This window comes from Pseudomonas sp. 10-1B, assembly GCF_000935045.1.
Lineage (GTDB): Bacteria > Pseudomonadota > Gammaproteobacteria > Pseudomonadales > Pseudomonadaceae > Aquipseudomonas.
The window spans coordinates 61,175-86,175 of sequence record NZ_JYKS01000012.1 but is presented as its reverse complement, the minus strand read 5'-3'; the positions used below and the strand labels follow the sequence as shown (position 1 = coordinate 86,175).

Below are 25,001 nucleotides of genomic sequence, written 5' to 3'. Positions count from 1 at the left end.
AATGCAAATGTCCTGCGCCGCGGCCATCGGTCGTCACCGGGAACCGAGGTCGCCGTAGATCCGCTCGACTTGCGCACGCGCGTCGGTCGCCTGGGCCAATGCCTCGAGGTACTGCCCGCGTGCCTCGATCAGCGTGCGCTGGGCGTCGAGTACGTCGAGGAAGGCGAACTTGCCCATTTCGAAACCGCGGGTGGCGGTATCCACCGCCTGTTGCGCAGCGGGCAGGATAGTGCGGTCATAGGCCTGCACTTCCTGCATGGCCGTGGCCCACTGGCTGAGGGCGCTGCGGGTTTCACTGCGCAGGCGCAGTTCGACGGCGTTGCGCAGGTCACGCGCCTGGTCGGCACGGCGCGCGGCCGCCAGCACGTTGCCCTGGTTGCGGTCGAACAGCGGCAACGGCATGGACAAGCCCACCACATTCACGCGCTCGCGCTCTTCGCGGCTGTACTGGCTACCAAGGCTGACGGTGAGGTTGGGAATACGCTGGGCCTTTTCCGACCCCAGGGCCGCGTCACCGCGCTCGACCTGGGCGGCGGCCAGACGCCATTCGACAGTCTGTTCGACCTGGTCGAGCAAGGCTTGCGCGCGGGGAGCATCGCCAGGGGAGAGGTTGGCAGCTTGTAACTGGTCGAAGCTTGCCAACGGGCTGCCGGTGAGCCGTGCCAGGGCCTGGTAGGCCACGCTACGCAGGGTTTGCGCACGACGCACTTCGGCCTGGGCCTGGGCCAGTTGCACCTGGGCCCGGGTAGCTTCCACTGGCGAGGATTGGCCGGCGCTCACCCGCCCCTGCACCACCCGCAACCCACGCTCGGTCAATGCCTGCGATTGATACGCCAGCTCCAGCGCGGTCTGCGCGCGCAGGGCTGCGTGAAAAGCCTGTACCACATCAGCGCGCAGGCTATTGCGCTGGCGCTCCAGGTCAAGTTGGGCAATGGCCTGGCCGGCACCGGCCACGCTGATACGTGCCCCACGCTTGCCGCCCAGTTCCAAGGGCTGGCTGAGGGTGACAGTGGTGGTGCTGGTGTCACGGCGAGTGTCCTCGACCTCCCAGGACAGTTCCGGATTGGGGATCAGCCCGGCCTGGCGCCGCTCACCATCGGCGATGCCGATTTCACGGCCGGCAGCGGCCAGCTCCGGGTTCTGGGCAAAGGCAGCGGCAAGCGCCTGGGGCAGGCTCAGGCTCTGGCCAGCCTGGGCGCTGGGGGCGCCGGCCAGCAATAGGCAGAGCAAGATGATCTTGCGGGGGATGGGCACGAAACAGGTCCTCGTCGACGAGCGTTGGCGAGGGACTGTAGGGAAGCCTGGTTATCGGGGCGGTGGCGGCAAGATTACAATTCTGTAATCAAGCTTGTGACCGTCTGTTTCAGCCCTTTCGCGGGCAAGCCCGCTCCTACACAGTTATCGCCAGTGCTGTCGCTGTGGGAGCGGGCTTGCCCGCGAAAGGGCCGGAACAGACCACATAAAGTTCGATAATCGCCCACTTTCCCAACATGGAGGCTCAGTCAAATTGACTAAACTAACCAGGCGGTACAAAACTAGACGCATCCAACAACAACAAAGCGATGCCAGTCATGAAGCCCCTTATTCTCGTGCTCAACGGCCCCAACCTGAACATGCTGGGCACCCGCGAGCCTGCCCAATATGGCCACGAAACCCTCGCTGACCTGGCCCAGAGTTGTGCCGATAGCGCCCATGCCCAAGGCTTGGAAATCGAATTCCGCCAGACCAACCACGAAGGTGAACTGATCGACTGGATCCACGCCGCCCGCGGCCGCTGCGCCGGTATCGTGATCAACCCCGGTGCCTGGACCCACACCTCGGTCGCCATCCGCGACGCCTTGGTAGCCAGCGAACTGCCCGTTATCGAAGTGCACCTGTCCAACGTGCACAAGCGCGAACCGTTCCGTCACCTGTCGTTCGTTTCGTCCATCGCCGTGGGCGTCATCTGCGGCCTGGGCAGCCATGGCTACCGCATGGCCTTGAGCCACTTCGCCGAAATGCTCCAGGAGCGCACAGCATGAGCCGGCACGCCATCCTCGCCGGCCTGATCGGCCGCGGCATCCAACTGTCGCGTACCCCTGCCCTGCATGAACACGAAGGTGATGCCCAGGCCCTGCGCTATCTGTACCGGCTGATCGACGCCGACCAGCTGCAACTGGACGACAGTGCCCTGCCCGACCTGCTCGATGCGGCACAACACACCGGCTTCACCGGGCTCAACATCACCTACCCGTTCAAGCAGGCGATCCTGCCGCTGCTCGACGAACTTTCAGACGAAGCCCGCGGTATCGGCGCGGTGAACACCGTAGTGCTCAAGGACGGCAAGCGGGTTGGCCACAATACCGACTGCCTGGGTTTTGCCGAAGGTATGCGCCGCGGTCTGCCAGACGTGGCACGACGCCAGGTGGTGCAGATGGGTGCCGGTGGTGCAGGTTCGGCCGTGGCCCACGCCCTGCTGGGTGAAGGGGTCGAGCGGTTGGTGTTGTTCGAAGTGGATACGGCCCGCGCGCAGGCGCTGGTAGATAACCTGAATGCCCATTTTGGCGCTGGTCGCGCCGTGGTCGGCAGCAACCTGGCCACGGCCTTGGCCGAGGCGGATGGGCTGGTCAACACCACACCCGTCGGCATGGCCAAGCTGCCGGGCACGCCGCTGCCAGTCGAGCTGCTGCATGCGCGCCTGTGGGTAGCGGAGATCATCTACTTCCCGCTGGAAACCGAACTGCTGCGCGCCGCCCGGGCACTGGGTTGCCGGACGCTGGATGGCAGCAACATGGCGGTGTTCCAGGCGGTGAAAGCGTTCGAGCTGTTCAGCGGGCGGCAGGCGGATGCGGCGCGGATGCAGGCGCATTTCGCCAGTTTCACCTGATAGATCGCACCGCCCCAAAAGCCTGCGCTGTAACTGTGGGAGCGGCCTTGTGTCGCGAAAGGGCTGCACAGCAGCCCCAGGGATTTGCGCATTACAGCTGAAACCTGGGGCTGCTGCGCAACCCTTTCGCGACACAAGGCCGCTCCCACAATAATCCATGCAGGCAACTCACCCTTTCTCATCCAGCAACGCCTGTATCACCCTCTCCTGCCCGCCATAATCCCCTTCGCCAAAGTGCACATGGCGCACCTGCCCCTTGCGGTCGACAAAGTAATGCGCTGGCCAGAACTGGTTGCCCCAGGCATTCCACACTTTGTAGTCGTTATCCACCGCCACCGGGTAACCGATACCCAGCCTGGCGACCTTGTCACGCAAGGTGCCAACGTCGTGCTCGTAGTCGTACTCTGGCGTATGCACGCCGACCACCACCAACCCTTGGTCGGCATAACGCCTCGCCCAGTCGTTCACATGGGGCAGGCTGCGTTGGCAGTTGATGCAATCCCAGGTCCAGAAGTCCACCAGCACCACCTTGCCCTTGAGCCCCGGAGCATCCAGTGGCGCGGAATTCAGCCACTGGCTGGCGCCCGACAGCGACGGCATGGCGCCGTAGCTGTCGCGGGCTGCCAAGTGCCCGGCCAGGCCCACGCCGATCAGCGCCAAGGCAATGCCGCCCACCTTCAACATCGAGCGGCGATCAATTCTCATGGCAACCGCCGGTGGCATAGCTGCGGTACTGCACACTTTGCTGCTGCCCCTTGGAATCGAGGTAGTCCATGCGGGTGTTCACCAGGCCGCAGGCGTTGCTCTGGTCATCCTGTACCGAAAGTACCTTCTTCACATCCAGGTGGTCGCCGTAGCGATATTGCATGACCCCGGCATCGTTCATCGGGGCCGTGGCGGCCTGGGCGGCGATGGCACCGAAGCTGAGCACGGCGAACAGGCTGGCACTGACAAAGGTCTTGACGTTCATGGCATCTCTCCTGTGTAACGCTTGGGTGTGGGGAGTGCTGCTCCCCGGTCGAGAGCCATTTCACGCCCGCCAGGTATCCCGTATGTGTCGCCCAAGGCGGTGATGTGCTTCTTCCTGTATCAGTGCCAGCGCCAGATACACTGCAATACAAAAGCCCGCAGGCAAGCGCGAGCGCGCTCGGTACACTGCGCCCATCCCCCTCTTGCACAGGAACGCAGCTCATGGAACACGTCGATCACATCCTGATCGTCGACGACGACCGCGAGATCCGCGAACTGGTCGGCAACTACCTGAAGAAAAACGGCCTGCGCACCAGCATCGTCGCCGATGGCCGACAGATGCGCGCCTTTCTCGAAGCCAACAGCGTCGACCTGATCGTCCTCGACATCATGATGCCCGGCGATGACGGCCTGCTGCTGTGCCGCGAACTGCGCGCCGGCAAGCACCGCAACACGCCGGTGTTGATGCTGACCGCCCGCAACGACGAAACCGACCGCATCATCGGCCTGGAAATGGGCGCCGACGACTACCTGACCAAACCGTTCTCGGCCCGCGAACTGCTTGCCCGTATCAATGCCGTGCTGCGCCGCACGCGCATGCTGCCGCCCAACCTGACCATCAGCGAAAGCAGCCGCCTGCTCGGCTTCGGCCAGTGGCGGCTGGACACCACCGCGCGCCACCTGCTCGACAGCGAAGGCACCCTGGTGGCCTTGAGTGGCGCTGAATACCGCCTGCTGCGGGTGTTTCTCGACCATCCGCAACGGGTGCTCAGCCGCGAACAGTTGCTCAACCTGACCCAGGGCCGTGAAGCCGACATCTTCGACCGCTCCATCGACCTGCTGGTCAGTCGCCTGCGCCAGCGCCTGGGTGACGACGCCCGCGAACCCGCCTGCATCAAGACCGTGCGTAGCGAGGGCTATGTGTTCTCGTTGCCGGTGCAACTGCTCGAGTCGCCGTTATGAAGTGGCCACGTACCCTGGCTTCGCGCCTGGCGCTGATCTTCTTCACCGGCCTGGTGCTGGCCTATGGCCTGTCGTTCGGCCTGCAGGCCTACGAGCGCTACATCAGCAGCCGCTCGATGATGCTCAGCACCCTGGAGCAGGACGTGGCCACCTCGGTCGCCATCCTCGACCACCTGCCCGCGGCCGAACGTGCCGCCTGGCTGCCGCGTCTGGAGCGGCGTACCTACCGCTACCGCCTGGACCAGGGCCTGGCGGGCGAAGCCATGCCCAGCAGCGACCCGCCCATGGCCGCTGATTCGATCGTCAAGGCCATCGGCGCCGACTACCGCCTGACCTTCCAGGAAATCCCCGGTCCGCACGCGCACTTCCAGGCACACCTGAATCTGGCCGACGGAGCACCACTGACCATCGACGTAACCCCGTCGCCGGTCCCGGTGGCCCGCTGGCTGCCTGTGGTATTGCTGATCCAGTTGACCGTGCTGTTGCTGTGCACTTGGCTGGCGGTGCGCCTGGCCATCGGCCCCCTCACCCGCCTGGCGCGGGCGGTGGACAACCTCGACCCGGACAAACCCGGGGTGCAACTGGACGAAAGCGGCCCGCGCGAAGTGCGCTACGCCGCCGTGGCCTTCAACGCCCTGCAAGCACGTATCGCCGCCCACCTCAAGGAGCGCATGCAGTTGCTGGCCGCCATTTCCCACGATCTGCAAACGCCGATCACGCGCATGAAGCTGCGTGTCGAAGTGATGGACGACGGGGTCGAGAAAGACAAGCTGTGGAGCGACCTGGGCGAGATGGAGCACCTGGTGCGCGAGGGCGTGACCTATGCGCGCAGCATGGACACCAGCACCGAGCCGCCCTGCCGGGTCAACCTGGACGCCTTCCTCGACAGCCTGGTGTTCGACTACCAGGACAGCGGCGCCCAGGTCGAACGCCGTGGCAGCACCGGCAGCCTGCTGGAAACTCGCCCGCATGCCCTGCGCCGGGTGCTGGTGAACCTGGTGGACAACGCCCTCAAGTTCGCCGGCGCGGCCCAGCTGGAAGTCTGCCGCGAGGGCAGCATGACCGTGATCCGCGTGCTCGACAACGGCCCAGGGATACCCAGTGGCGAACTGGATGAAGTGCTCAAGCCGTTCTACCGGGTGGAAGGCTCACGCAACCGCAGCACCGGCGGCACCGGGCTGGGGCTGGCCATCGCCCACCAGCTGATCCAGGCCATGGGCGGGCGGCTGACCTTGAGCAACCGCGACAGCGGCGGGCTGTGCGCACAGATCGAGCTGAAATGAACGGCAACTGACGTCATCGCCGGCAAGCCGGCTCCCACAGAAATTGCACATGGCTTGCCGGCGATGGGGCCTACTCAGGCAACCTCTCAGTACAATCCGATACACAACCCCTGCCCCACCGACACACTGCAGATACCCCACCGCCCCACACTCCCGATCACACCATCACACCCGGGAGCCTCCTCGATGAAAGCCTTCACCATGACCACCTTCGACCGCATCGGCACCTGGAGCGCCGACCTACCGCTACGGCTGTTCCTGGCCTGGGAGTTTTTCGAATCCGGCTGGGAGAAGTTCAATGGCAACAACTGGTTCTCTGACTTGCAGTCCAGCTTCCCGTTTCCCTTCGACCTGCTGCCCGCCCAGGTGAACTGGCAGCTGTCGATGTGGGCAGAGCTGATCCTGCCGTTGCTGCTGTTGCTAGGCCTGGGTACAAGGCTGGCTTCGGCGGGGTTGATGATGCTGACCGTGGTGGCGATAGCTGCGGTGCACTGGCCAGCGCATTGGTCGACCCTGGCCGAGCTGGCCCAGGGCTATGCCATTACCGACCAGGGTTTTGGCAACTTCAAGTTGCCGCTGATCTACCTGGTGGCGTTGGTGCCACTGCTGCTCAACGGGGCTGGGCGGCTGAGCCTGGATCATTGGCTCAAGGCGCGATTCTGCAGGTGATGACTCGGGGCTGCTTCGCAGCCCATCGCCGGCAAGCCGGCTCCCACAGGTACTGCGCAGGTTTCAAGGCATGCGCTTCACCTGTGGGAGCCGGCTTGCCGGCGATGGGGCGCAACGCCTCAACATGTACCGATGATGACACCCTGCTCGCGCAACCCTTCCAGCAGCGCCAGCCCCTCTTGCATATCACCCCCCAACGCCTGCAACCGCGCCCGCCCGCTGCCCTGCTCCAGCGCCAGCAACCGATACACCATCGGCGCCAGGCGCGCGAAGCGCACCTGCAACCCTGCATCGCGATACACCAGCAGCAAGGTGGGTGCCTCTGGCGCAACCGTTGGCTGGTATGCGGCACCGATACGCTCTACCGGCCAGCGATAGGCCAGCACCCGCGCCAGGCAAGACAGCAGCGGCTCACCTGCCAGCAGGTCACCCGCAGGGTCATGCACCGGGTCTTCGGCATCGCTCAAGTACAGCTGCGCCTCGATCCACTCATAGTGCGCCAGCTCCAACTGCCAGGGTGCATCCAGTTCAATACCTTGCAAGTAATCGACGAACGCTTCGGCAAGCTCGGTGAACAATGGCGTCTGGCTTCGGTAATTGGCGTAGAAGTCACGCACGCGAGCATGCCAGCGCTGTTCGCCCAACGCCTGGCGCATCACCGGGAAGCTGCCGGCCAGCAAGCCTTCGATGGCGCCATAGAACAACTCGCGGTACACCTTCAGGCGCCGCGCCTCCACGCCAGGGGGCGGGGGATGACGCTGTGGGTCGCGCAGGTGCCGGGCCAGGATGTACTGCTGTTCGCGCAAGGTCTCATTCATCCGCTTGCCCTCCCGAAGCACGCTGTACAGCGCGAATACGCGCCGTCTCGGCCAGCAACTCGGCCAGTGGTGGGTAGTTGAAGTCACGTTCGAGCACTGTCGGTTGAATGCCGAATCGCGCACAGGCGATGGCGTACAGCGCCCACACATCTTCCTTCACCGCGGCCCCATGCGTATCGACCTTGAGGTCTGGCGCTTCATCGTAATGGCCGGCCACATGCATGCCGGTAACCCGCGCCGTGGGCAAGCCTGCCAGGAATTCGCGGGCGTCGTAAGCATGGTTGCAGGCGTTGACGAAGACGTTGTTGACGTCCAGCAGCAGGTCGCAGTCGGCTTCCTCGAGCACCGCCCGAATGAAATCGAGCTCGCTCATCGCCTGGTACGGTGCGGCGTAGTAACTGATGTTCTCCACGGCAATGCGCCGTTGCAGGTGCTCCTGGGCCTGGCGTATCCGCACCGCCACATGGCGCACGGCCTCGTCGGTGAAGGGAATCGGCATCAGGTCGTACAGATGCCCGTCATCGCTGCAGTAGCTCAGGTGCTCGCTGTACAGGCGCACCTGATGCTGATCGAGAAACCGACGGGTCTGGTCGAGGAACTGGCAGTCCAGCGGCTCGCTGCCACCCAGTGACAACGACAACCCATGGCAGGCGATGGGAAAACGCTCGGCCAGCTGTGCCAGGCCCTTGCCATAGGCACCGCCCACGGCAATCCAGTTTTCCGGTGCGCACTCGAGAAAATCCACAGCACCGGCCTCCATGGCCAGCAGCTCTGGTAACAGGCCGCGGCGTAGGCCAAGCCCTGTCTGTAAAGGTAGAGGGGACAAAGGTACAGGGTGCATGAACAGGTCTCCGCAACAGGCACAACGCCCCGCCTGACCAGCAGGAGGGGCGTTGTGGCGTTTCCAGGGGGAAGCTCAGGGCTTGCCGGTCAGGTGGCTGAACAGGCCGTCGGGCATGCTTTTGCCATTGGCCTGGTAGATCGCCTTGAGATGATCCGCGGCTTCCTGTTCGGAGATATAGCCGTCATGGTTACGGTCGATCTTGTCGAAATCGCCGGCACGTTCCTTGGCCACCGCCAGAAACTCGTCCCGCGAGACCTTGCCGTCGTGGTCGCTGTCGGTCTTGGCAAACGAGGCATCACCGCACTTGCCTTCGCCACACTTGCCCTCAGCCCCGGCCTTGGCGCTGGCGCCACACTTGCCCTCACCGCATTTGCCTTCGCTCTGGGTGGCCTTGCCGCTGCCGCCGCACTTGCCTTCACCACACTTGCCCTCGCCGGCCGCCTTGGCCGAAGCCAGCTGGTAACCCTGGGCCAACGGTTCGACGGCAAAGGCGCTGCTGCTCAATGCCATGCTGCCGATCAAGGCGGCACCGAGCAGGCCAAGGGTGCTTCGTACTTGAGTCATGGTGTTGCTCCACTGTGGTTGGGAAGTGGAGCCATTAGGCCTTTGCGCTATGTCGTAGATGTATCGCGCAGGCCGCGGTTTTGTATGGCAATGGGTCTGCAGCGCGGCCAGATACAATGGGATACACGGCCCCGGAGTGCGCCGGGGCCGTTGCGGCGGGTCAGTCTTCCAGCGGCTTGGGCGGAGCGGCCGGCTTGGCAGGCTTGGCCGGCTTGCTGTCCTTGGCCTTGGCCTCCGCTGCCGCCGCCACCGGCTCGGGCGCCGTCACGGCCTTTTCGCTGGCGGGCAGCTCATCGACAGCCTTGAGGATCACCTGCGGATCGATGGCCTCGCCGCTGTCGTCGTCCTTGAGCATGTGCCGCTCACCGTCCTTGCCTACCAGGATCACCTTGGTGCCCTTGCTCGCGCCCAGCTTCAACTCACGGATCAGGGCCATGGTGGTCTGCTGCTCGAGGTTCTTGTCCTCGCGCTTGCCGATCATGTTGGCAACGCTGTACAGCACCAGGTTGCGCTCCTTGAAAGCCGCCTGGGTGGCCGGGTCTTCGAGGGCCTTGTTCAGCCCGCGCAAGGTAGGGTCGGCACTGCTCGGGGCGATAATCACCAATGGCCTGGCCTTGCCCAGTTCCTTGGCCAGCGGCGCATCACTGTCTGCGGCTAACAGGGGGCCTGCGACAGCGAGCAGGGTGGCGAGGGTCAGTGACCGGACGAGCATGCGTATCTCCTTATTCTCTCGATAAAACAAAGACTACAGATCATGGAGAAAGATCCTACATGCGAGCCTAAACCACCTGACGCAACAGATGGTTCGGCTAAAGGTAACTTGCCATTACCGGATCATCTCCCAATCAGCCCCAAGTGGCTGCGCAACCACTCAAGCCTGAGCAGAGCATAGTCCAACGCCACTGCCCATGGAGTTCGAGCTGCGAGTAGGCAACGTTAACGATGAAACAGCCTGAAACGCCTCTCAGAACAACAACAGCTGGCGGTCCGTGAGGGCGCCGAAATCATCGCCAACGAAAGGCAGTATGGCATCGGCCACAGGCTGCAGCTGGCGGCTCAGGTAGTGCTCGTAATCGATCGGCGTCTGCTGGTTTTCCAGCGGCTCTGGGCCGGCTGTGGTGATCAGGTAGCTGATCCAGCCGCCCCGCTGGTACTGCTGTGGCCGGCCCAGGCGGCGGTTGTAGTCATCCGCCAGGCGCGCGGCGCGCACGTGCGGCGGCACGTTGCGTTGGTAGTCGGCCAGCGGCCGGCGCAGGCGCTTGCGGTACACCAGCAGGCTGTCGAGTTCGCCTGCCAGGGTCTGCTGCACGTACTGGCGCACGTAGTCGCGATACGGCTGCCCGCGGAAGATGCGTCCGTACAGCTCCTGCTGGAACTGCCGAGCCAGCGGCGACCAGTCGGTACGCACCGATTCCAGGCCCTTGTAGACCATTTCTTCACGGCCGTCAGCCCGTTGCACCAGCCCGGCGTAGCGCTTCTTGCTGCCCTCATCGGCACCGCGGATGGTCGGCATCAGAAAACGCCGGTAATGCACTTCGAACTGCAGCTCGAGGGCACTCTCCAGATTCATCTGTTCGCGCAGGTGCTCGCGCCACCACTGGTTGACCTGGGCCACCAGTTCGCGGCCGATCTGCGCCGCCGCCGCTTCGCCGTGGGCCCCTTTCAGCCAGACGAAGGTGGAGTCGGTATCGCCATAGATCACCTCGTAGCCCTTGGCTTCGATCAGCGCACGGGTCTGGCGCATGATCTGGTGACCGCGCATGGTGATCGACGAGGCCAGGCGCGGGTCGAAGAAACGGCAGCCGCTCGAGCCCAGCACCCCGTAGAAGGCATTCATGATGATCTTCAGCGCCTGCGACAACGGCGCGTTGCCCTCCCGCTTGGCCGCCTCCCGGCCCTGCCAAACGCGCTCGACGATGGCCGGCAGGCAATGCTGGCTGCGCGAAAAACGCCCTCCCCGGAAGCCCTCCACCGAATGCTCGTCGTCAGGCAGGCGCAAGCCCTCGACCAGCCCCACCGGGTCGATCAGGAAGGTCCGAATGATCGACGGGTACAGGCTCTTGTAGTCCAGAACCAGCACCGAGTCGTACAGGCCTGGGCGCGAATCCATGACGAAGCCCCCGGGGCTGGCTTCGTCGGGGCGGCTGCCGAGGTTAGGGGCGACGAAGCCCAGGCGGTGCATCTGCGGGATGTACAAATGGCAGAACGCAGCGACCGAACCTCCGCTGCGGTCCACGGCCAATCCCGTGACCGACGCACGCTCGAGGAGAAATTCGAGCAGGTGGGTGTGGGCGAAGATACGTGTGACCAGTTCACAGTCCTTGAGGTTGTAACGCGCCAGGGCCGGTTTGTCCTCGGCGAAGCGGCGGTTGATTTCGTCCATGCGCTGGTACGGCGTGTCGATGGCCTTGCCTTCACCGAGCAAGCTCTGGGCGACACTCTCGAGGCTGAACGACGGGAAGCTCCAGGTCGCCGAGCGCAGCGCCTCGATACCGTCGATCAGCAGCCGCCCCGGGGCATCGGCAAAGACGTGGCCGCCACCGGCATGGCTGCGCAAGGTCATGGGCGCGCCATTGCGCCCCAGGGCCAGCGGCACCTGCAGTGACTTGGCGTGCTCATGCAGCAGGCGCAGGTCGAACTGGACCAGGTTCCAGCCGATGATTGCATCCGGGTCATGCTCGGCCATCCACTGGTTGAGGCAAATCAGCAGCGCGGCGCGGTCGGCGCAGTAGTGCAAGTCGAAGTCGAGGCCATCGGCCGTGCCGTTGGCCGGGCCGAGCATGTACACCTGGCGCTGGCCACAGCCTTCCAGGGCGATGCTGTACAACTCGCCCCGCTCGCTGGTTTCGATATCCAGCGACACCAGGCGCAGCGGCGGGCGATAGCCCGGCAAGGGTTTGAGCTGGGCATCGCACAACACACCCTGGGCGTCCGGCTGGCCGGTGAACTGCACTGGGGCGGTGATGAAGCGCTCCATCAGGTAGCGCTCGGGCGGGCGGATATCGGCTTCGAACACCTCGATGCCGGCGCTGCGCAGGCGTTGCTCCAACTGCATCAGTTGCCGGTGCTGCCGGCAATACAAACCCAGCACCGGGCGCTGGTCGAAGGCTTTCAGCCGCAGTGGTTTGAGCTGTACCCCAGGCTCCTTGGCCAACAGCACACGAGCGTGCTCGGCCTGCGCCTGCGGGATGAACGCCACCGACTCCTGCGGCGCCAGGCGCAGCTGCCGAGGCCCCTGGTCGGTGGCCAGCCAAAACTCCACGCAGGTGCCTTCGGGCGTGTCATGCCAATGCCGGGTCAGGACAAAGCCCTGCTGCAACTCCACCGCGGTGACCTCTGGATCGTCTGTAGAAAGAGGATTCTACCTTTGTCAGGCCTGTCATGAGAGGTTTGCCGCCTGCAACACTGCACAAGCTCAACCGTACAGGTAGTTGATGTCCTTGTAGGCCAGCGGCGGTACCTGGCCAAGCAAGAAGTCACGCAGCTTGTGCATTTGCCGCGCCTTGGGGCTGGCCTTGAGCCAGGTCATGTAATAACCATCACCAGTGGCCACCGCATGCTTGAACGGCGTAACCAGCCGTCCGGCCGCCAGATCGGCACTGGCCAGCACCAGATCGACCACCGAAATACCCAAGCCTTGCTGGGCGGCCGAGATGCCCTGGTCGAGGGTATCGAACACCTGCCCCTGGTCGATGCTGATGTCCAACGCGTCCATGCGTGCCAGCCAGCGCCGCCAGTCACGCCGGTCGGGGGACGGGTGCAGGAACTCGCACCGCGTCAGGTCGGCCAGGTCCGGTTGCGCCTGCGTCATGTAATCCGGGTGGCACACCGGGATCAGCCATTCATCGAACAGCTTGAAACTCTCGATATCGGCGGGAAAACGCCCGCTGGCCAACAGGATGGCGCAGTCGTAAGGCTCGGAATAGAAGTCCACGCTGTCGATGTCCATCCACACGCTGGACAGCTGCACGCTGCAGTTGTCCTCGTTCTTCTTGAAGGCATCCAGCGCCCGCAGCAACCAGCGCATGGTAAGCGTGGACGGGGCCTTCAGCCGCAGGCCGTAGCGGTCCTGGCGCAACAGGGCACAGGCATTTTCGATGATCTTGAAGCCCACCTTCAGCTCTTGCGCCAGCAGCCGTCCGTGCTCGGTAAGGCTCAGTTTCGGGCCACGCCGTTCGAACAGATCGCAGCCGAACATGGTTTCGAGGGTTTTGATGTGGTGGCTGACGGCCCCCTGGGTCAGGGCCAGTTCTTCCGCGGCACGGGTAAAGGAGCCATAGCGAGAGGCCACCTCGAAGGCACGCAGTGCGTGCAAGGCCTGAATCCGTTCCGACATGGCGATGTCCCGAGCATGAATGAGACTAATAGTAGGTCATAGTACCACGCGTTTTACAACGTCCGGAGCGTCTCGGAAAATGCAAGTAAACAATAAACATAACCAAGATCCTGCCTGCATATGACTGGAACGTTCACTTAAATTAACGCCTGGGGAAATCATGTTTACGGGTTATGGAACTTGCTATCGCCTGGATGCGCTAGAGCTGGCCACTGAACATGTCCGGAACACACAACACTGGACCTGCAAAACCATAGAACAGTTTCGCAGTATTCTTGCCAACCCCGACTTCCCTTGCCTGTTCGGCCGCAAAGCCGTAAACGGCGAAACCTGCCACATTCTCTTCGCCCGTGCCGAGCAACTGGCCGATGACATCGCCCAGGGCCTGGCCGACTATGTGCGCACCGTCGCACCGATCAAACCCAAGCAACGTATCGGCAGCCCACTGGTGGTGTTTCTCGAAACCGCCGCCGACTACAACCTGGCCGAGCAACAGGCCCTGGCCTGGAAGGTGCTGCGTGGCGTCCATGCACGCGACCCGCACCCTTGGCCGCAGGGCATCCCGACCAATCCCGACGACAACGGCTGGTCGTTCTGCTATGCCGGCATGCCGCTGTTCATCAACATGAATTTCCCCGGCCACCAGCAGATGAAAAGCCGCAACCTGGGGCAACACATCACCTTCGTCATCAACCCTCGAGAGAACTTCGACGAAGTGGCCAACGCCAACACCGAAAGTGGCCAACGTATCCGCGAACGCATTCGCGAGCGCGTGCGCCACTACAACGACGGGGTCATGCCCGACACCCTTGGCTTCTTCGGCGACGCCGACAACTATGAGTGGAAGCAGTACCAACTGCAGGAGGCAGGGTCGCTCAACCCGTCGCGCTGCCCGTTCCACGCCCACGCCGTACATCAGACGACACCCGACATACTGATCGAGAACTGACCGTGAATACCGCACTCACCGCCACCTATGCCCTCACCGTCCTGCTGCTGATAGCCACCCCCGGTCCGGTGGTGGCACTGATCATCAACACCGCGGCCGCCTCCGGCTCGCGCAAGGCCATGTTCACCGCCATAGGCACCAACTGGGCGTCACTGGTGCTGATTGGCGCAGCGGCCTGGATCATCCTCACCAGCGCAGCCATCGACAAGGCCTGGCTCAGCACCATGAGCCTGCTGGGCTGCCTGTTCATAGGCTACATCGCCGTGAGCACGCTGAAGGACGCCCTGCAGGCACCGGCACCAGAAGCAGCGAACGAAGCCGCCAAACCTGGGCGTGGCGGCCTGCTGCAAGGCTTCATGGTGGGCATCTCCAACCCGAAGGACATCATCTTCTTCATCGCCTTCTTCCCGCAGTTCATCCAGATCACCGAATCGTTCGGCAAAAGCATGGTGGTGCTGTCGCTGCTGTGGGTGCTCATCGATTTCGCCGTGCTCAGCCTCTACATCTTCGCCATTGGCAAGATCGCCTCGCAGCGCAGCAACCGCCTGATCAGCCTGGCCTCGGGCATCGCCCTGCTGCTGATCGCCGCCGGCGGCCTGCTGTACAACCTCAAAGAACTGGCGGCCTGAAGTCGATGCGAAGAGCAAGGTGCAATAGAAGGACAGAGCATGACCGCGACTGATACGAGCCCGTCTCCTTCACCGTTGCAACAGGACTACCAGCGTTTTCTGCTGCTGGGCAGCCGCCGTGCCCCCCACACCGTGCACGTACATGAAACCGACTACCGCTCCGGCACCATCAACACCGATGCCCTGGGCCTGCGCTACAGCCATTGCGCCGGCAAGCGCTTTTCGGCGGCCGAGCGCGGCGGCGCGGCGCGCATCAACCTGTTGGTCGGTGGTTCCACCGCCCTGGGCATTGGCGCCAGCTCCGACGAACACACGGTGGCTTCGCACCTGTCGATGCTCACCGGCGAAGTCTGGCTGAGCTTGGCCGGTTGCGGGCTCAATGCCAGCCAGGAGCTGTTGATGTTCCTGACCCATCAGTATCGTCTTGGCCAGCTGGGCCATGTGGTGGTGCTCAGTGGCCTCAACAGCCTGGCCCACGAAGCCCTTTGCGAAGTCCTCGCCAGCCAGCACGACCCGCAGCACGCGAAGGCGTACCAGGATTTTCTCAACAGTTTCAGCGAAGGCATGCAGCCCACCACGCGCCCCCGCCGGCCGTCGCTGTGGCAGCGTATCGGCCAGGCCTTTACTGCGCCCCCTGTCGAAGCCTCTGCGCCCTGGCCACTGTCGTCCCCGGAAAAGCGCCTGGCACGTGCTGCCGACAACATTGGCCGTACCTTGCGCCAATGGGACCGCCTGCTGGCAGACAGCCACGCCACCCTCACCTTCATCCTGCAACCGTTGCTGCCCTGGTGCCGGGATACCCTGCCCGATGGCGAGCAGGCCATGCTGGCCGCGCTGGAGCGGCAACCGGCGAATTTCGACCGACTGCTGGATGGCGCATTCGACAGCCAGCTGCACTCGGCGTTTTTCCGCCGTATCAAGAGCCAGGCCGACCCGGTCCCCTGCTACGACATGAACTGCATGCTCAGCAGCTCGCCGGTGTTCGGGGCCAACCTGTTCATCGACCGCCTGCACCTGAACGACCTGGGCAACAATGCCCTGGCCAAGGTCATCACCGCCAAGCTTGGCCTGGCCCAGGAAAAACACGGCCAACGCAAGGTTCCCCCCATCAAGCTCGTCTGACAGTTGCCTGTTGGTCTTCCGGCCAACCCCTTGGGTGGCTAGAATACCTCGTCGTTCCGATTTGCCCGAGGCGCACGCTTGACCGCCATGAACATCGAAGCCGCCCATCAGTACCTGGCATCCCGTGGGGCTTGCCTGTGAGCCGCCTGCTACGTCTGCACCCGCTGTTGCTCGCCCTGATGCCGCTGGCTGCACACGCGCTGGAGGTGAGTATCGACCCCCATGCCGACCTGCTCTACCGTCAGGCCCTGCCCCTGCTGGAACAGGCCGATGGCCAGGACGACGGTGCCAGCACGTTGCGCACGGCCGTGGGCAGCGACCCGGAACTCAGCCGCCAGGGTCAGGCCATGGCCCATACCTTGCCGACAGCGGTTACCCTGTTGAAAAAGTCCGTGGAGCTCGGCCACCCCGTCGCGCAGTACCGCCTGGCGCTGTACTACATGACCTACCTGCCCGCTGCGCAGATCCCGGATGCCGCCTGCCCCCTGCTCGAAGCCAGCCTCAAGCAGGGTTTTGCGGCACCCGCGCCGGCCATTGCTACCTGGTGCCCGCCCTACAACGTCAGTCGCGAATACCGCACTGCGCTGGAAGCCATTCCCAGCATGGCCACCGTGTACGCTCCCTATTACCCGCAACCGGCCACACGCCTGGCCTGCAACCGCAGCCAGCCACAAGGCCTGGAAATGCAGTGGGGGCACCAGCGTGACTACCAGGCCGAAGTGTACCGCTTGCTCGGCGACCTCGACCCGCAACACCGCCAGAGCCTGTTGCAGAAAGCCGTGGACATCAACGGCTGCGTGACGGCGCAGCAGCGTCTGACCCGGCATCCGTAGCGGCTAGTCCGGGCCCTATCGCCGGCAAGCCAGCTCCCACAGGTACTACACAGGGCTTGAGAGCTATGCGGTCGAGGTGGGAGCTGGCTTGCCGGCGATAGGGCCCGGACAGGGGTAGACCAGCAAGATCGTTCAAGCCATCCCCTGCCCCGTCTGGCATGCTGCTCTACCTTGTACACGCGTTGCAGCCACCATGCCCCATATCGCCCGCCAAGCCTTTCTCCACGGCGCCATCGCCATTCTCCCCTTGTCCCTGGCCGTCGCCCCCTGGGGCCTGCTTGCCGGCTCCATGGCCATCGAGGCCAACCTCAGCGCCTGGCAGGGCCAAGGGCTGTCGGCCATCGTCTTCGCCGGCGCCGCGCAACTGGTGGCCATTGGTATGCTCAAGGGCGGCGCCAACCTGGCGTCGATCCTGCTCACCACCCTGCTGCTGACCTCGCAGCACCTGCTGTATGGCCTGTCGATGCGCCCGGTGCTGTCCAACCAGCCGCTGCGCTGGCGGCTGGGCCTGGGCTTTCTGCTGACCGACGAGTTCTTCGCCCTGACCAGCCAGTACGACCAACAACAGTTCAACCGCTGGTACGCCCTGGGCGTGGGCCTGACCTTCTACGTCGCCTGGAACCTGTTCACCCTGGCCGGCATCCTGCTGGGCCAGAACATTCCACACCTGGACCAACTCGGCCTGGACTTTTCCATCGTCGCTACCTTCGTCGCCCTGATCGCACCGCTGGTGCGCAACCTGGCGACGCTGGTGTGCGTGGCGGTGTCGCTGTTCTGCTCGGTACTGTTCAGCTACTGGCACTGGGAGACCGCCCTGGTGGCCGCAGGCCTGCTGGGCATGAGCGCCGGGTTCATCTGCCAGAAGTTCACCGGAGCCCGCGCATGACCTGGATCCTGATTTTCGCCATGGGCGCCATCGTGTTCCTCAACCGCTACGCGTTCCTGGAGCCGCGCCTGCCCCTGCGCCTGAGCTCCAACGCCCGGCAGTTCCTCGGCTTTGCCGTGCCGGGCATGCTCACCGCCATTTGCGGCCCGATCATCTTCATGCCCGAGCAGCAACTCGATCTGAGCCTGCTCAACCCTTACCTGCTGGGCTCGCTGGTGGCCGTCGCCCTGGTGTTGTTGACCCGCAGCGTGTTGCTGAGCATGCTGGTGAGCATGTTGATCTTCTTCTTCCTGCGCAACTGGCTGGCATGAGCACGCCCTTGCGCGAACAGACACACCTCTGGCAGGCGCCGGCCCTGGGCGACGTCGAGATGCTGCATGCGCGCTTCTTCCAGCAGCGCTTCGCCCCGCATGTGCACGAAGGCTATGTGTTCACCGTGATCGAATCGGGCGCCCAGCGCTTCTGGCACCGTGGCAGCGAGCACCTGGCGCCGGTCGGCAGCATGGTGCTGATCAACCCCGACGAACTGCACACTGGCGCCACCGCCCACGAAGCGGGCTGGCGCTATCGCGGCTTCTACCCCGAACACGAGCGCGTCACCGGCGTGCTCGACGAACTGGAACTGGGCCGCCACGGCATGCCCAGCTTCAAGGACAGCGTGATCCATGACCCAGCCCTGGCCATCGCCTTCAGCCAGCTGCACCAGCTGTCCGAAGCCGGCGCCAGTGCCCTGCAGCAACAGACCGCCTGGCGTCAGGCGGTGCTGGCCCTGGTGCAACGGCACGGGCAATGCGCCGCACCTGCGGCCCCCGGCCACGAACCACTGGCGGTAGCCCGCGCCCGCGAACTGCTGGAAAGCCAACTGGCCGACCCGCCCTCGCTGGAAGCCCTGGCAGCGGCGGTGAACCTGTCGCCGTTCCACTTTGCCCGCGTGTTCCGCCAGGCCACGGGCCTGCCGCCGCATGCCTGGCTGAAACAGCGGCGCCTGGCCCGCGCCCGGGAAATGCTGAAGAGCGGCCTGGTCGCTTCGGAGGTGGCGTTCGACCTGGGTTTTGCCGACCAGAGCCATTTGAGCCGGCAGTTCAAGCAAGCTTACGGGGTGACGCCAGGGGCTTATCGCAACGCCTGCCTTTCGGCTTGAACTGCGTCACCCGGCCTCAGGCAAGCCGGCCAGCCACTGCTACACTGACAAGGCTGAATGGAGGATCCTGCCATGTCCGAAAGAGAGCTCACCACCCTGATATCGCTGATGAACCAGCGCCAGGCCTGCCTGAGCAGTGCCTGCAAGGAGATTGCCGACTGGATCGACCGCCAGGGCGATGTGCCCGCTGCGGGCAAGATCCGCGCGAGCCTCAAGGCGCTGGAGGCTGATGAGGCCCAGGTCCGCAAGACCCTGACCTCGCTGACCCTTGAAAGGCCGCTGCCACGCTTCCGTAGCTAATAAGTGGTGCTGTCAGTCAAATAATTGGGGCCGCTGCGCGGCCCATCGCAGGCAAGCCAGCTCCCACACGGACGGCGCAATCCTTGAGATTTGCACGGTACCTGTAGGAGCTGGCTTGCCTGCGATGGGCTGCGCAGTAGCCCCTTTGTCATTAACTGCCGAGCATCAGCCGCTAAGGCAGACGCTGTATCGGTCAGTGGTTCATGTGCATGTGATCATGCCCACCGCCGGTCTCGGCGTTGAGCGGACGCACTTCTGCCTCTACCTCGACGGTTTCCTTGGCGCCTTTGCCATCTTCGATGGTCAGGGTCAACGGTACCTTGTCGCCTTCCTTCACCTGGTTGTTCAAGCCCATCAGCATCACATGCAGGCCATTCGGGTCCAGGGTCACGGCTTTGCCGGCCGGCAATTCGACAGCCTTCACCTCACGCATGCCCATCACGTCACCGTTCATGGTCATCTCGTGCACCTGCACGGTCTTGGCCACTGGCGAAGCCACGCTCACCAGCTTGCTGTCGCTGCTGGCGGTCAGGGTCATGAAGGCCCCGGTAGACTGCTGGTGCGGTACACTGGCACGCACCCAGGCGTCGCTCACGGTGGTCTGGGCCAGGGCCGGCAAGGCCAGGCCCATCAGTACCAGGGCGGCCAGACCGCGTTTGATCGGTTGCATCGACATTCAGCAGATCTCCATCAGGGTGACCAGGTCTTCGGCGCATTCCTTGGCGTTCAGGGAATGGCCCAGGCTCAGGCGCAGGGTGCCACGTGTATCGTAAACGTAGCTGGTGGACGAGTGAGAAATGGTATAGGTGTCGCCGGCCGGGACTTTCTCGTAGAACACCTTGAATTCCTTGGCCACCGCGGCGATTTCCTCGGGGGTACCGGTCAGGGCGGTGAACGACGGATCGAAGGCCTTGACGTAGGCGTCGAGCACTTCGGGGGTATCGCGCTCCGGGTCGAGGGTGATGAACACCACCTGGAACAGGTCGCGGTCGCGGCCCCGCAGCAGCTTCCTGATTTGCGCCGCGCGCGCCAGGGTGGTCGGGCAGACCGCCGGGCACTGGGTGAAACCGAAGAAGATCATCGGCATGCTGCCGTAGAAGCTCGACAGGGTGCGCACATTGCCTTGGGGGTCCTTGAGGCTGAACTTGCGCCCGAGGATTTCGTTGCTCATGTTCTTGCCGTACTTGAACTCGAGCCCCCGGGCCGGGCTGCAGCCTGCCAGCAGGCCAAGCCCGAGAACGCCCATCCCAGCGACAACTGCGCGCCGGGTATACAGATCATTCATGGAACCATCCTTTACAGGGAAGGTGCCGGCCCTCGGGACGGGCCGGCCGAAAAACCGGGGCATTCTGGCATGACACCCCAAGGGGTTCTACCCGACCAAGGCGGGGATGGCCTGCAGCCCTTTGAATACGGGCTGCGGCCTGTTGTCGCAGGGGTTGAAACCGTAACACTTTGTTGCTATGAGAGCCGACTTGTGGGAGCGACCGCATACGCCTCAAGCACTGTGCAGTACCTGTGGCTTGCCGGCGATGAGGCCAGCCCAGGCAATACAAGGCAGGCGCTCCCACATACAACGACCGCGTCAACCTTAGTAGTAAGCGTTCTCTTTCTGGCTGTGGTCAGTCACGTCACGCACACCCTTCAACTCGGGAACCCGCTCGAGCAGCGTGCGCTCGATGCCTTCCTTCAGGGTCACGTCGGCCTGGCCACAACCCTGGCAACCACCACCGAACTGCAGCACCGCGATGCCGTCGTCGACCACGTCCACCAGGCTCACCTGGCCGCCGTGGCTGGCCAGGCCGGGGTTGATCTCGGTCTGCAGGTAGTAGTTGATGCGCTCGTTGATCGGGCTGTCTTCGTTGACCATCGGCACCTTGGCGTTCGGCGCCTTGATGGTCAGCTGGCCACCCATGCGGTCGGTGGCGTAGTCGACCAGTGCGTCTTCCAGGAACGGCACGCTGACCGCGTCCAGGTAAGCGGTGAAGCTCTTCAGACCCACGGCGGTGTCGTCAGGCTTCTCTTCGCCCGGCTTGCAATAGGCAATGCACGTCTCGGCGTACTGGGTGCCCGGCTGGGTAATGAAAATGCGGATGCCGATGCCAGGCGTGTTCTGCTTGGAAAGCAGATCGGCCAGGTAGTCATGGGCGGCGTCGGTAATGGTTATAGCGCTCATGTAAGTTCCTCACAGACTTGCGGCCAAGTGTACGCCAACCCGGCCTTCGAACAAAGTCCTAGCATTTGACTCGGGAAAGCGCATATTCAGGGGCCGGCTGCCGTGGCGCCACCAGCCAGGCCTGCATTCGCCGGTACAGGCCGCGCTCCAGCCACTGGTAGCTGAACCACGACATTAGTCCAATGGACGGTACGCACAGGGCGAATACCAGGTACGGGTTCCACTGCAGGCGTTGGCTGGCGAACCAACCGGCGTACAGCACCAGCACATGGATCAGGTACACCGAATACGAACAGTCGCCCAAGGCCTTGAGCAGCCGGTTGCCCTGGAACAGTGGTTCCAAAGCAACGAAGGCCAGCACGATCATTGCGCTCGGCACGCCCCAGTGCAGCAGGCGCAGGGAAGCGTCCAGGTGGTAGATGGCCAGGCCTGCCACGCCCAGCAACACCAGCGGCAGCCACCGCCCCTGGCGGATCAGCCCACGACGGTACAACACCCCCAGGCCGATGCCGAGCAGGAACTCGTAGATGATGTCGTTGTTGTAGAAGCGGCTGAGCACACCCAGCCGGCCCAGCACCTCGCTGACCAGCAACAGCACAGCGGTGAGCAGCAGCAGGTGATGCCGTTGCCGTACCAGGAAGGCCAGGCCGAACAGCAGATAGAAGAACATCTCGAAGTTCAGCGTCCAGCCCACGTTCAGGGTCGGGTACAGGCCATAGCCACCGGGGTTTTCCGCCGGGATGAACAGCAGCGACAGCAGCAAGTGCTGCCAGGTGAACACCTGGTGCGGCATCCATCGGCTGAAGGCCAACAGTAGCGCAGCCATCAGCGCCGTATAGAACCAGTAGGCCGGGACGATACGCAGTGCCCGGTTGAGCAGGAACTGGCGCGGTTCGATGGGTTTGTCGCGGGTCGAGAGGTAGATGACCAGCCCGCTGATGACGAAGAAGATGTCGACGCCTACCGCGCCGCGGTCGGTGAGCAGTTGGCCGATGGGGCCGGTGGCATGGAAGTCGAAGAAGATCTGCATGAAATGGTGGCAGACCACCACCCAGGCGGCGAACGCCCGCAGTGCCTGAAGCGAATACAGCATGGAGTACCCTGCGATTGCCGGTGCATTGAGGCCGTTGGGAGCGCTGTGCGCTCCATCGCCGGCAAGCCAGCTCCCACAGGGACCGCGTAAACCCGAAGACAACGCAGACCTGTGGGAGCTGGCTTGCCGGCGATTGGGCTGCCAAGCAGCCCCCGGACCACCTGCTCTTTCCGACCGCAGGCTAATCGGAAAGGTCAGCCAACCCGATCAGAGGTTCTCGTAGCGGTTCATGTCCAGCACGCCCGCCTCGACCGGTTGGGTCTCCTTGATGAAACTGTTCAGGTCATGGAAGTAGCGCCAGAACTCAGGGTGACTGCGGCGCACGCCCCAGCGCATGACGATGCGCTCGAACTTTGCCGGATCATCCTTGGCGTACTCCATGTCCTCGACGAACTCCGGCACATCCTTGGTCGGGATATTGAAGATGAAGTTCGGGTAGCTGCTGAGTATCCCCGGGTACAGGGTCAGGGTATCCAGCCCCGGCTGATAGCGCGCGGCCTCGCCCAGCAGGAACGCCACGTTGCTGTGCGCGCGGTTGCGCAGCAGGCTGTAGACTTGGCGCTGGCCGCCCTGCCCTTCAATGCGCAACATGGTCGCCTCGGGCAACTGGTCGATCACCTTCAGCCCGGCAGCCGGGCGCGACACCAGTCGGCTGAGCGACTGCTCGGCATTGCGGAACTCTTCGCTCATTTGCGGCCGTGAGCAGAACGCCCCCTGGCAGCGGTTGATCGGGTCGGGCGCGGCATTCAGGCTGCCGGTGCGCTGCAACAGTTTCAGGCCGAAGTCGCGCTTGGGGTTGCGCGGGTCGAGCTTGATACCGCTCGGGGTATCGCTGTCGATGTCCTCGTAGTCCAACCACATCTTCACCTTGCCGCTGTTCTGGTACCAGTCGCTGAGAATCGCCTTGCGCTGGTCGGCTGGCATCAGGCGCAGGAAGTTGACCTCGGCACCGTTGCGGATCAGGTCGAAGTACAGGCGTGTCTGCAACTGGTGCGACACGTTGCCGAACACGTCGAAGTTGACCGCCAGTTGGTAATAGGTGCGTTCGAACAACGGGTAGTCGAACAGCCACACGGTCAGCGGCACGTCCCCAATCAGGCCCTTGCTCACCGAGGCGCTGTCGAAGTGGCGGAAGATGCTCAGCAGGGCGTTGTCGTTACCGGCCCACAGGGTCGCCCAGCCCGGCGCCGGCATGTCGGCATAGGCTTCGCGGCGCAGTTTCTCGTACTCGTTGCGCTTGTCCCGGTAGGCGTGCCACAAGCTCAGCACACTGCCCACATCATCGATCTGCCCGGGCATGGCCAGCAGCGGCGTGGCCTCGCCCCGGTACTTGGCATCGGTGATGTAGCGATCGAAGGCCGGCTCCTGGAACAGCGCCCAGAAATTGTCGCGGATCACATCGGTGGCGATCTGCCCACGGCATACCGGGCCACGGATGAAGGTACGCACGAAGTACTCGGCGTTATCCAGCATGAACTGGTAACGCGCTACCGCCGGGATCGCCTCGAAGGTTTCGAACGGGTTGGCCCGGTGGCGTGGGCCGTAGCCCGGCAACGAGGTCGCGTGCCAGTCCCCCGCATAGAACAGCTGCTTCACGCGCTTGAGCTTCTGCGGCCCCATCGGGTAGGTGATGTGGGTCTTGTGCACGATCACGCCCTGCACCGGGGTCAGGCGATAATAGAAGTCGGTACCGGGCGGGTCATTGGGGCGACGCGTGGCAATGATGTCGACCGGCTGGCCGCTGGGCGTGCGCGAACGCACCCACTGGAAGAAGTGGCCCTGCTCACCACCGACGAAGTGGATGTGCGCCAGGAACAGATGCTCGTACAGCCAGCGGCCGACCAACGCCTCGGTGGAGCCCGGGCGGTTGAGCAGTTCTTCCCAGTCGGCGATCTGCTTGGCCTCGACCGCGCTCGGCTGTATCGGCTGGTACTCGACCGGCGCACCGGCCGCCAACCAGCGGCGCATGGTGTCGTATTCCTTGTCGGTCAGGCCGGTGACCGCCAGTGGCATGCCCTCCTTGGGATGGGCGCCGGCGTAGGCGTCGAACTCATGGGGCAAGGGGCACATGTTATTGCGGTTCAGGCCCAGGACGATCTCGTCAGGCAGCTTGGCATTGGGCGTGAGCGGGGTCTTGTGCCCCAGCTCCAGCATGCGCGCCATCAGCGCGGCCTGGCTGCCCTGGTTGTCGAGCACCGAGTAGAAGCCCTTCTTGCGCCATTCGCCCTCGCTGTGGGCGTCGTAGAACAACCGCGTGGTGGGCACCGCCTTGCTGCGGTCGCCCTGGTACACCGGGACCTTGCTGGCCCCGCGCACCGCGCCTTCGGGGCTTTCCAGCTTCAGCTGGCAGGCGGCGTCGTTGCAGGCGTGGCAGGCCACGCATTTCTCGGTGAAGATCGGTTGAATGTCCCGGCTGTAGGAAATAGCCGGGCTCGACTGGGGGGCTTGCCCGAACACCGCGCCGCTGATGAACAGGGCGAAGGCGCCGACAAGAATACGATGCACCATGTGCGGAAAGTCCTGGGTATTGAAAGCCATCACGATTTTTTGCCTGGTCGTC

The 25,001-nt window shown here is 63.8% G+C and carries 27 protein-coding genes; 13 read left to right on the top strand and 14 right to left on the bottom strand.

What is annotated here, in order from left to right; translation table 11 throughout:
* Nucleotides 1-33: 33 nt before the first annotated feature.
* A complete protein-coding gene (locus tag TZ03_RS09325) occupies nt 34-1,254 on the bottom strand; it encodes a TolC family protein (protein ID WP_051097198.1) in 1,221 nt (406 codons plus the stop codon).
* 317 nt (nt 1,255-1,571) lie between these two features.
* Here TZ03_RS09325 and aroQ point away from each other — a divergent pair, with 317 nt between their 5' ends.
* Together aroQ and TZ03_RS09315 are read left to right on the top strand one after the other, a co-directional pair.
* The gene (gene aroQ / locus TZ03_RS09320) at nt 1,572-2,021 is read left to right on the top strand and encodes a type II 3-dehydroquinate dehydratase (protein ID WP_051097197.1); all 450 of its coding nucleotides are present in this window, start codon (nt 1,572-1,574) and stop codon (nt 2,019-2,021) included.
* Nucleotides 2,018-2,866 (top strand): shikimate dehydrogenase, encoded by an 849-nt coding sequence (locus TZ03_RS09315; protein ID WP_051097196.1) that lies wholly within the window; start codon nt 2,018-2,020, stop codon nt 2,864-2,866. Before aroQ ends, TZ03_RS09315 begins: the two co-directional genes overlap by 4 nt.
* 168 nt (nt 2,867-3,034) lie before the next feature.
* Here the strand turns inward: TZ03_RS09315 and TZ03_RS09310 are convergent, their stop codons facing one another.
* Together TZ03_RS09310 and TZ03_RS09305 are read right to left on the bottom strand one after the other, a co-directional pair.
* Nucleotides 3,035-3,550 carry a thioredoxin family protein gene (locus TZ03_RS09310; RefSeq protein ID WP_051097195.1) on the bottom strand — a complete coding sequence of 172 codons (516 nt, stop codon included), beginning with the start codon at nt 3,548-3,550 and terminating at the stop codon, nt 3,035-3,037.
* 10 nt (nt 3,551-3,560) lie between these two features.
* A complete protein-coding gene (locus TZ03_RS09305; protein ID WP_051097194.1) occupies nt 3,561-3,836 on the bottom strand; it encodes a DUF2790 domain-containing protein in 276 nt (91 codons plus the stop codon).
* 221 nt (nt 3,837-4,057) lie between these two features.
* On the opposite strand from TZ03_RS09305, the gene TZ03_RS09300 reads away from it, so the two are divergent.
* From TZ03_RS09300 to TZ03_RS09290, 3 genes are all read left to right on the top strand, one after another.
* Nucleotides 4,058-4,798: a response regulator gene (locus tag TZ03_RS09300; protein ID WP_051097193.1), complete on the top strand. Its 741-nt coding sequence runs from the start codon at nt 4,058-4,060 to the stop codon at nt 4,796-4,798.
* A complete protein-coding gene (locus TZ03_RS09295; protein WP_051097192.1) occupies nt 4,795-6,081 on the top strand; it encodes a sensor histidine kinase in 1,287 nt (428 codons plus the stop codon). The genes TZ03_RS09300 and TZ03_RS09295 overlap by 4 nt, the downstream gene beginning before the upstream one ends.
* 186 nt (nt 6,082-6,267) lie before the next feature.
* Nucleotides 6,268-6,750, top strand: a complete 483-nt coding sequence (locus tag TZ03_RS09290) for a DoxX family protein (protein WP_051097191.1) — start codon at nt 6,268-6,270, stop codon at nt 6,748-6,750.
* Between the two features lie 119 nt (nt 6,751-6,869).
* On the opposite strand, the gene TZ03_RS09285 is transcribed toward TZ03_RS09290, so the two are convergent.
* The 6 genes from TZ03_RS09285 to TZ03_RS09260 all read right to left on the bottom strand — a co-directional run bounded on the left by TZ03_RS09285 (nt 6,870) and on the right by TZ03_RS09260 (nt 13,312).
* Nucleotides 6,870-7,568 carry a DUF2063 domain-containing protein gene (locus TZ03_RS09285; RefSeq protein ID WP_051097190.1) on the bottom strand — a complete coding sequence of 233 codons (699 nt, stop codon included), beginning with the start codon at nt 7,566-7,568 and terminating at the stop codon, nt 6,870-6,872.
* Nucleotides 7,561-8,409, bottom strand: a complete 849-nt coding sequence (locus tag TZ03_RS09280) for a DUF692 domain-containing protein (protein ID WP_051097189.1) — start codon at nt 8,407-8,409, stop codon at nt 7,561-7,563. Before TZ03_RS09280 ends, TZ03_RS09285 begins: the two co-directional genes overlap by 8 nt.
* A gap of 75 nt (nt 8,410-8,484) precedes the next feature.
* Nucleotides 8,485-8,976: an EF-hand domain-containing protein gene (locus TZ03_RS09275; protein WP_051097188.1), complete on the bottom strand. Its 492-nt coding sequence runs from the start codon at nt 8,974-8,976 to the stop codon at nt 8,485-8,487.
* Between the two features lie 160 nt (nt 8,977-9,136).
* Complete coding sequence (locus tag TZ03_RS09270) at nt 9,137-9,688, bottom strand: DUF4174 domain-containing protein (protein ID WP_051097187.1); 552 nt, start codon at nt 9,686-9,688, stop codon at nt 9,137-9,139.
* 252 nt (nt 9,689-9,940) lie between these two features.
* On the bottom strand, nt 9,941-12,301 hold the full coding sequence (locus TZ03_RS09265; RefSeq protein WP_051097186.1) for a DNA polymerase II: 2,361 nt from the start codon (nt 12,299-12,301) through the stop codon (nt 9,941-9,943).
* A gap of 90 nt (nt 12,302-12,391) precedes the next feature.
* Complete coding sequence (locus tag TZ03_RS09260) at nt 12,392-13,312, bottom strand: LysR substrate-binding domain-containing protein (protein WP_051097185.1); 921 nt, start codon at nt 13,310-13,312, stop codon at nt 12,392-12,394.
* 160 nt (nt 13,313-13,472) lie between these two features.
* Here TZ03_RS09260 and TZ03_RS09255 point away from each other — a divergent pair, with 160 nt between their 5' ends.
* The 8 genes from TZ03_RS09255 to TZ03_RS09220 all read left to right on the top strand — a co-directional run bounded on the left by TZ03_RS09255 (nt 13,473) and on the right by TZ03_RS09220 (nt 19,172).
* Complete coding sequence (locus TZ03_RS09255; protein WP_051097184.1) at nt 13,473-14,261, top strand: YqcI/YcgG family protein; 789 nt, start codon at nt 13,473-13,475, stop codon at nt 14,259-14,261.
* 2 nt (nt 14,262-14,263) lie between these two features.
* Nucleotides 14,264-14,890: a LysE family translocator gene (locus TZ03_RS09250; protein WP_051097183.1), complete on the top strand. Its 627-nt coding sequence runs from the start codon at nt 14,264-14,266 to the stop codon at nt 14,888-14,890.
* 39 nt (nt 14,891-14,929) lie between these two features.
* On the top strand, nt 14,930-16,012 hold the full coding sequence (locus tag TZ03_RS09245) for a hypothetical protein (protein ID WP_051097182.1): 1,083 nt from the start codon (nt 14,930-14,932) through the stop codon (nt 16,010-16,012).
* A 137-nt stretch (nt 16,013-16,149) separates the two neighbouring features.
* Nucleotides 16,150-16,845 (top strand): hypothetical protein, encoded by a 696-nt coding sequence (locus tag TZ03_RS09240; protein WP_051097181.1) that lies wholly within the window; start codon nt 16,150-16,152, stop codon nt 16,843-16,845.
* 193 nt (nt 16,846-17,038) lie between these two features.
* A complete protein-coding gene (locus TZ03_RS09235; protein WP_051097180.1) occupies nt 17,039-17,731 on the top strand; it encodes an AzlC family ABC transporter permease in 693 nt (230 codons plus the stop codon).
* Nucleotides 17,728-18,042 carry an AzlD domain-containing protein gene (locus TZ03_RS09230; RefSeq protein WP_051097179.1) on the top strand — a complete coding sequence of 105 codons (315 nt, stop codon included), beginning with the start codon at nt 17,728-17,730 and terminating at the stop codon, nt 18,040-18,042. Before TZ03_RS09235 ends, TZ03_RS09230 begins: the two co-directional genes overlap by 4 nt.
* Nucleotides 18,039-18,872, top strand: coding sequence for an AraC family transcriptional regulator (locus TZ03_RS09225; protein WP_051097178.1), 834 nt, complete (start codon nt 18,039-18,041; stop codon nt 18,870-18,872). Before TZ03_RS09230 ends, TZ03_RS09225 begins: the two co-directional genes overlap by 4 nt.
* 72 nt (nt 18,873-18,944) lie before the next feature.
* Nucleotides 18,945-19,172 (top strand): hypothetical protein, encoded by a 228-nt coding sequence (locus TZ03_RS09220; protein ID WP_012313790.1) that lies wholly within the window; start codon nt 18,945-18,947, stop codon nt 19,170-19,172.
* A gap of 193 nt (nt 19,173-19,365) precedes the next feature.
* On the opposite strand, the gene TZ03_RS09215 is transcribed toward TZ03_RS09220, so the two are convergent.
* The 5 genes from TZ03_RS09215 to TZ03_RS09195 all read right to left on the bottom strand — a co-directional run bounded on the left by TZ03_RS09215 (nt 19,366) and on the right by TZ03_RS09195 (nt 24,949).
* Nucleotides 19,366-19,848 (bottom strand): copper chaperone PCu(A)C, encoded by a 483-nt coding sequence (locus TZ03_RS09215; RefSeq protein ID WP_051097177.1) that lies wholly within the window; start codon nt 19,846-19,848, stop codon nt 19,366-19,368.
* Nucleotides 19,849-20,457, bottom strand: a complete 609-nt coding sequence (locus TZ03_RS09210) for an SCO family protein (protein ID WP_051097176.1) — start codon at nt 20,455-20,457, stop codon at nt 19,849-19,851.
* Nucleotides 20,458-20,763: 306 nt separating this feature from the next.
* Nucleotides 20,764-21,348, bottom strand: coding sequence for a Fe-S biogenesis protein NfuA (nfuA, locus tag TZ03_RS09205; RefSeq protein ID WP_016714701.1), 585 nt, complete (start codon nt 21,346-21,348; stop codon nt 20,764-20,766).
* A gap of 58 nt (nt 21,349-21,406) precedes the next feature.
* On the bottom strand, nt 21,407-22,441 hold the full coding sequence (locus TZ03_RS09200) for an acyltransferase family protein (protein ID WP_051097175.1): 1,035 nt from the start codon (nt 22,439-22,441) through the stop codon (nt 21,407-21,409).
* Between the two features lie 207 nt (nt 22,442-22,648).
* Complete coding sequence (locus TZ03_RS09195; protein ID WP_051097224.1) at nt 22,649-24,949, bottom strand: fatty acid cis/trans isomerase; 2,301 nt, start codon at nt 24,947-24,949, stop codon at nt 22,649-22,651.
* Between the last annotated feature and the right edge of the window lie 52 nt (nt 24,950-25,001).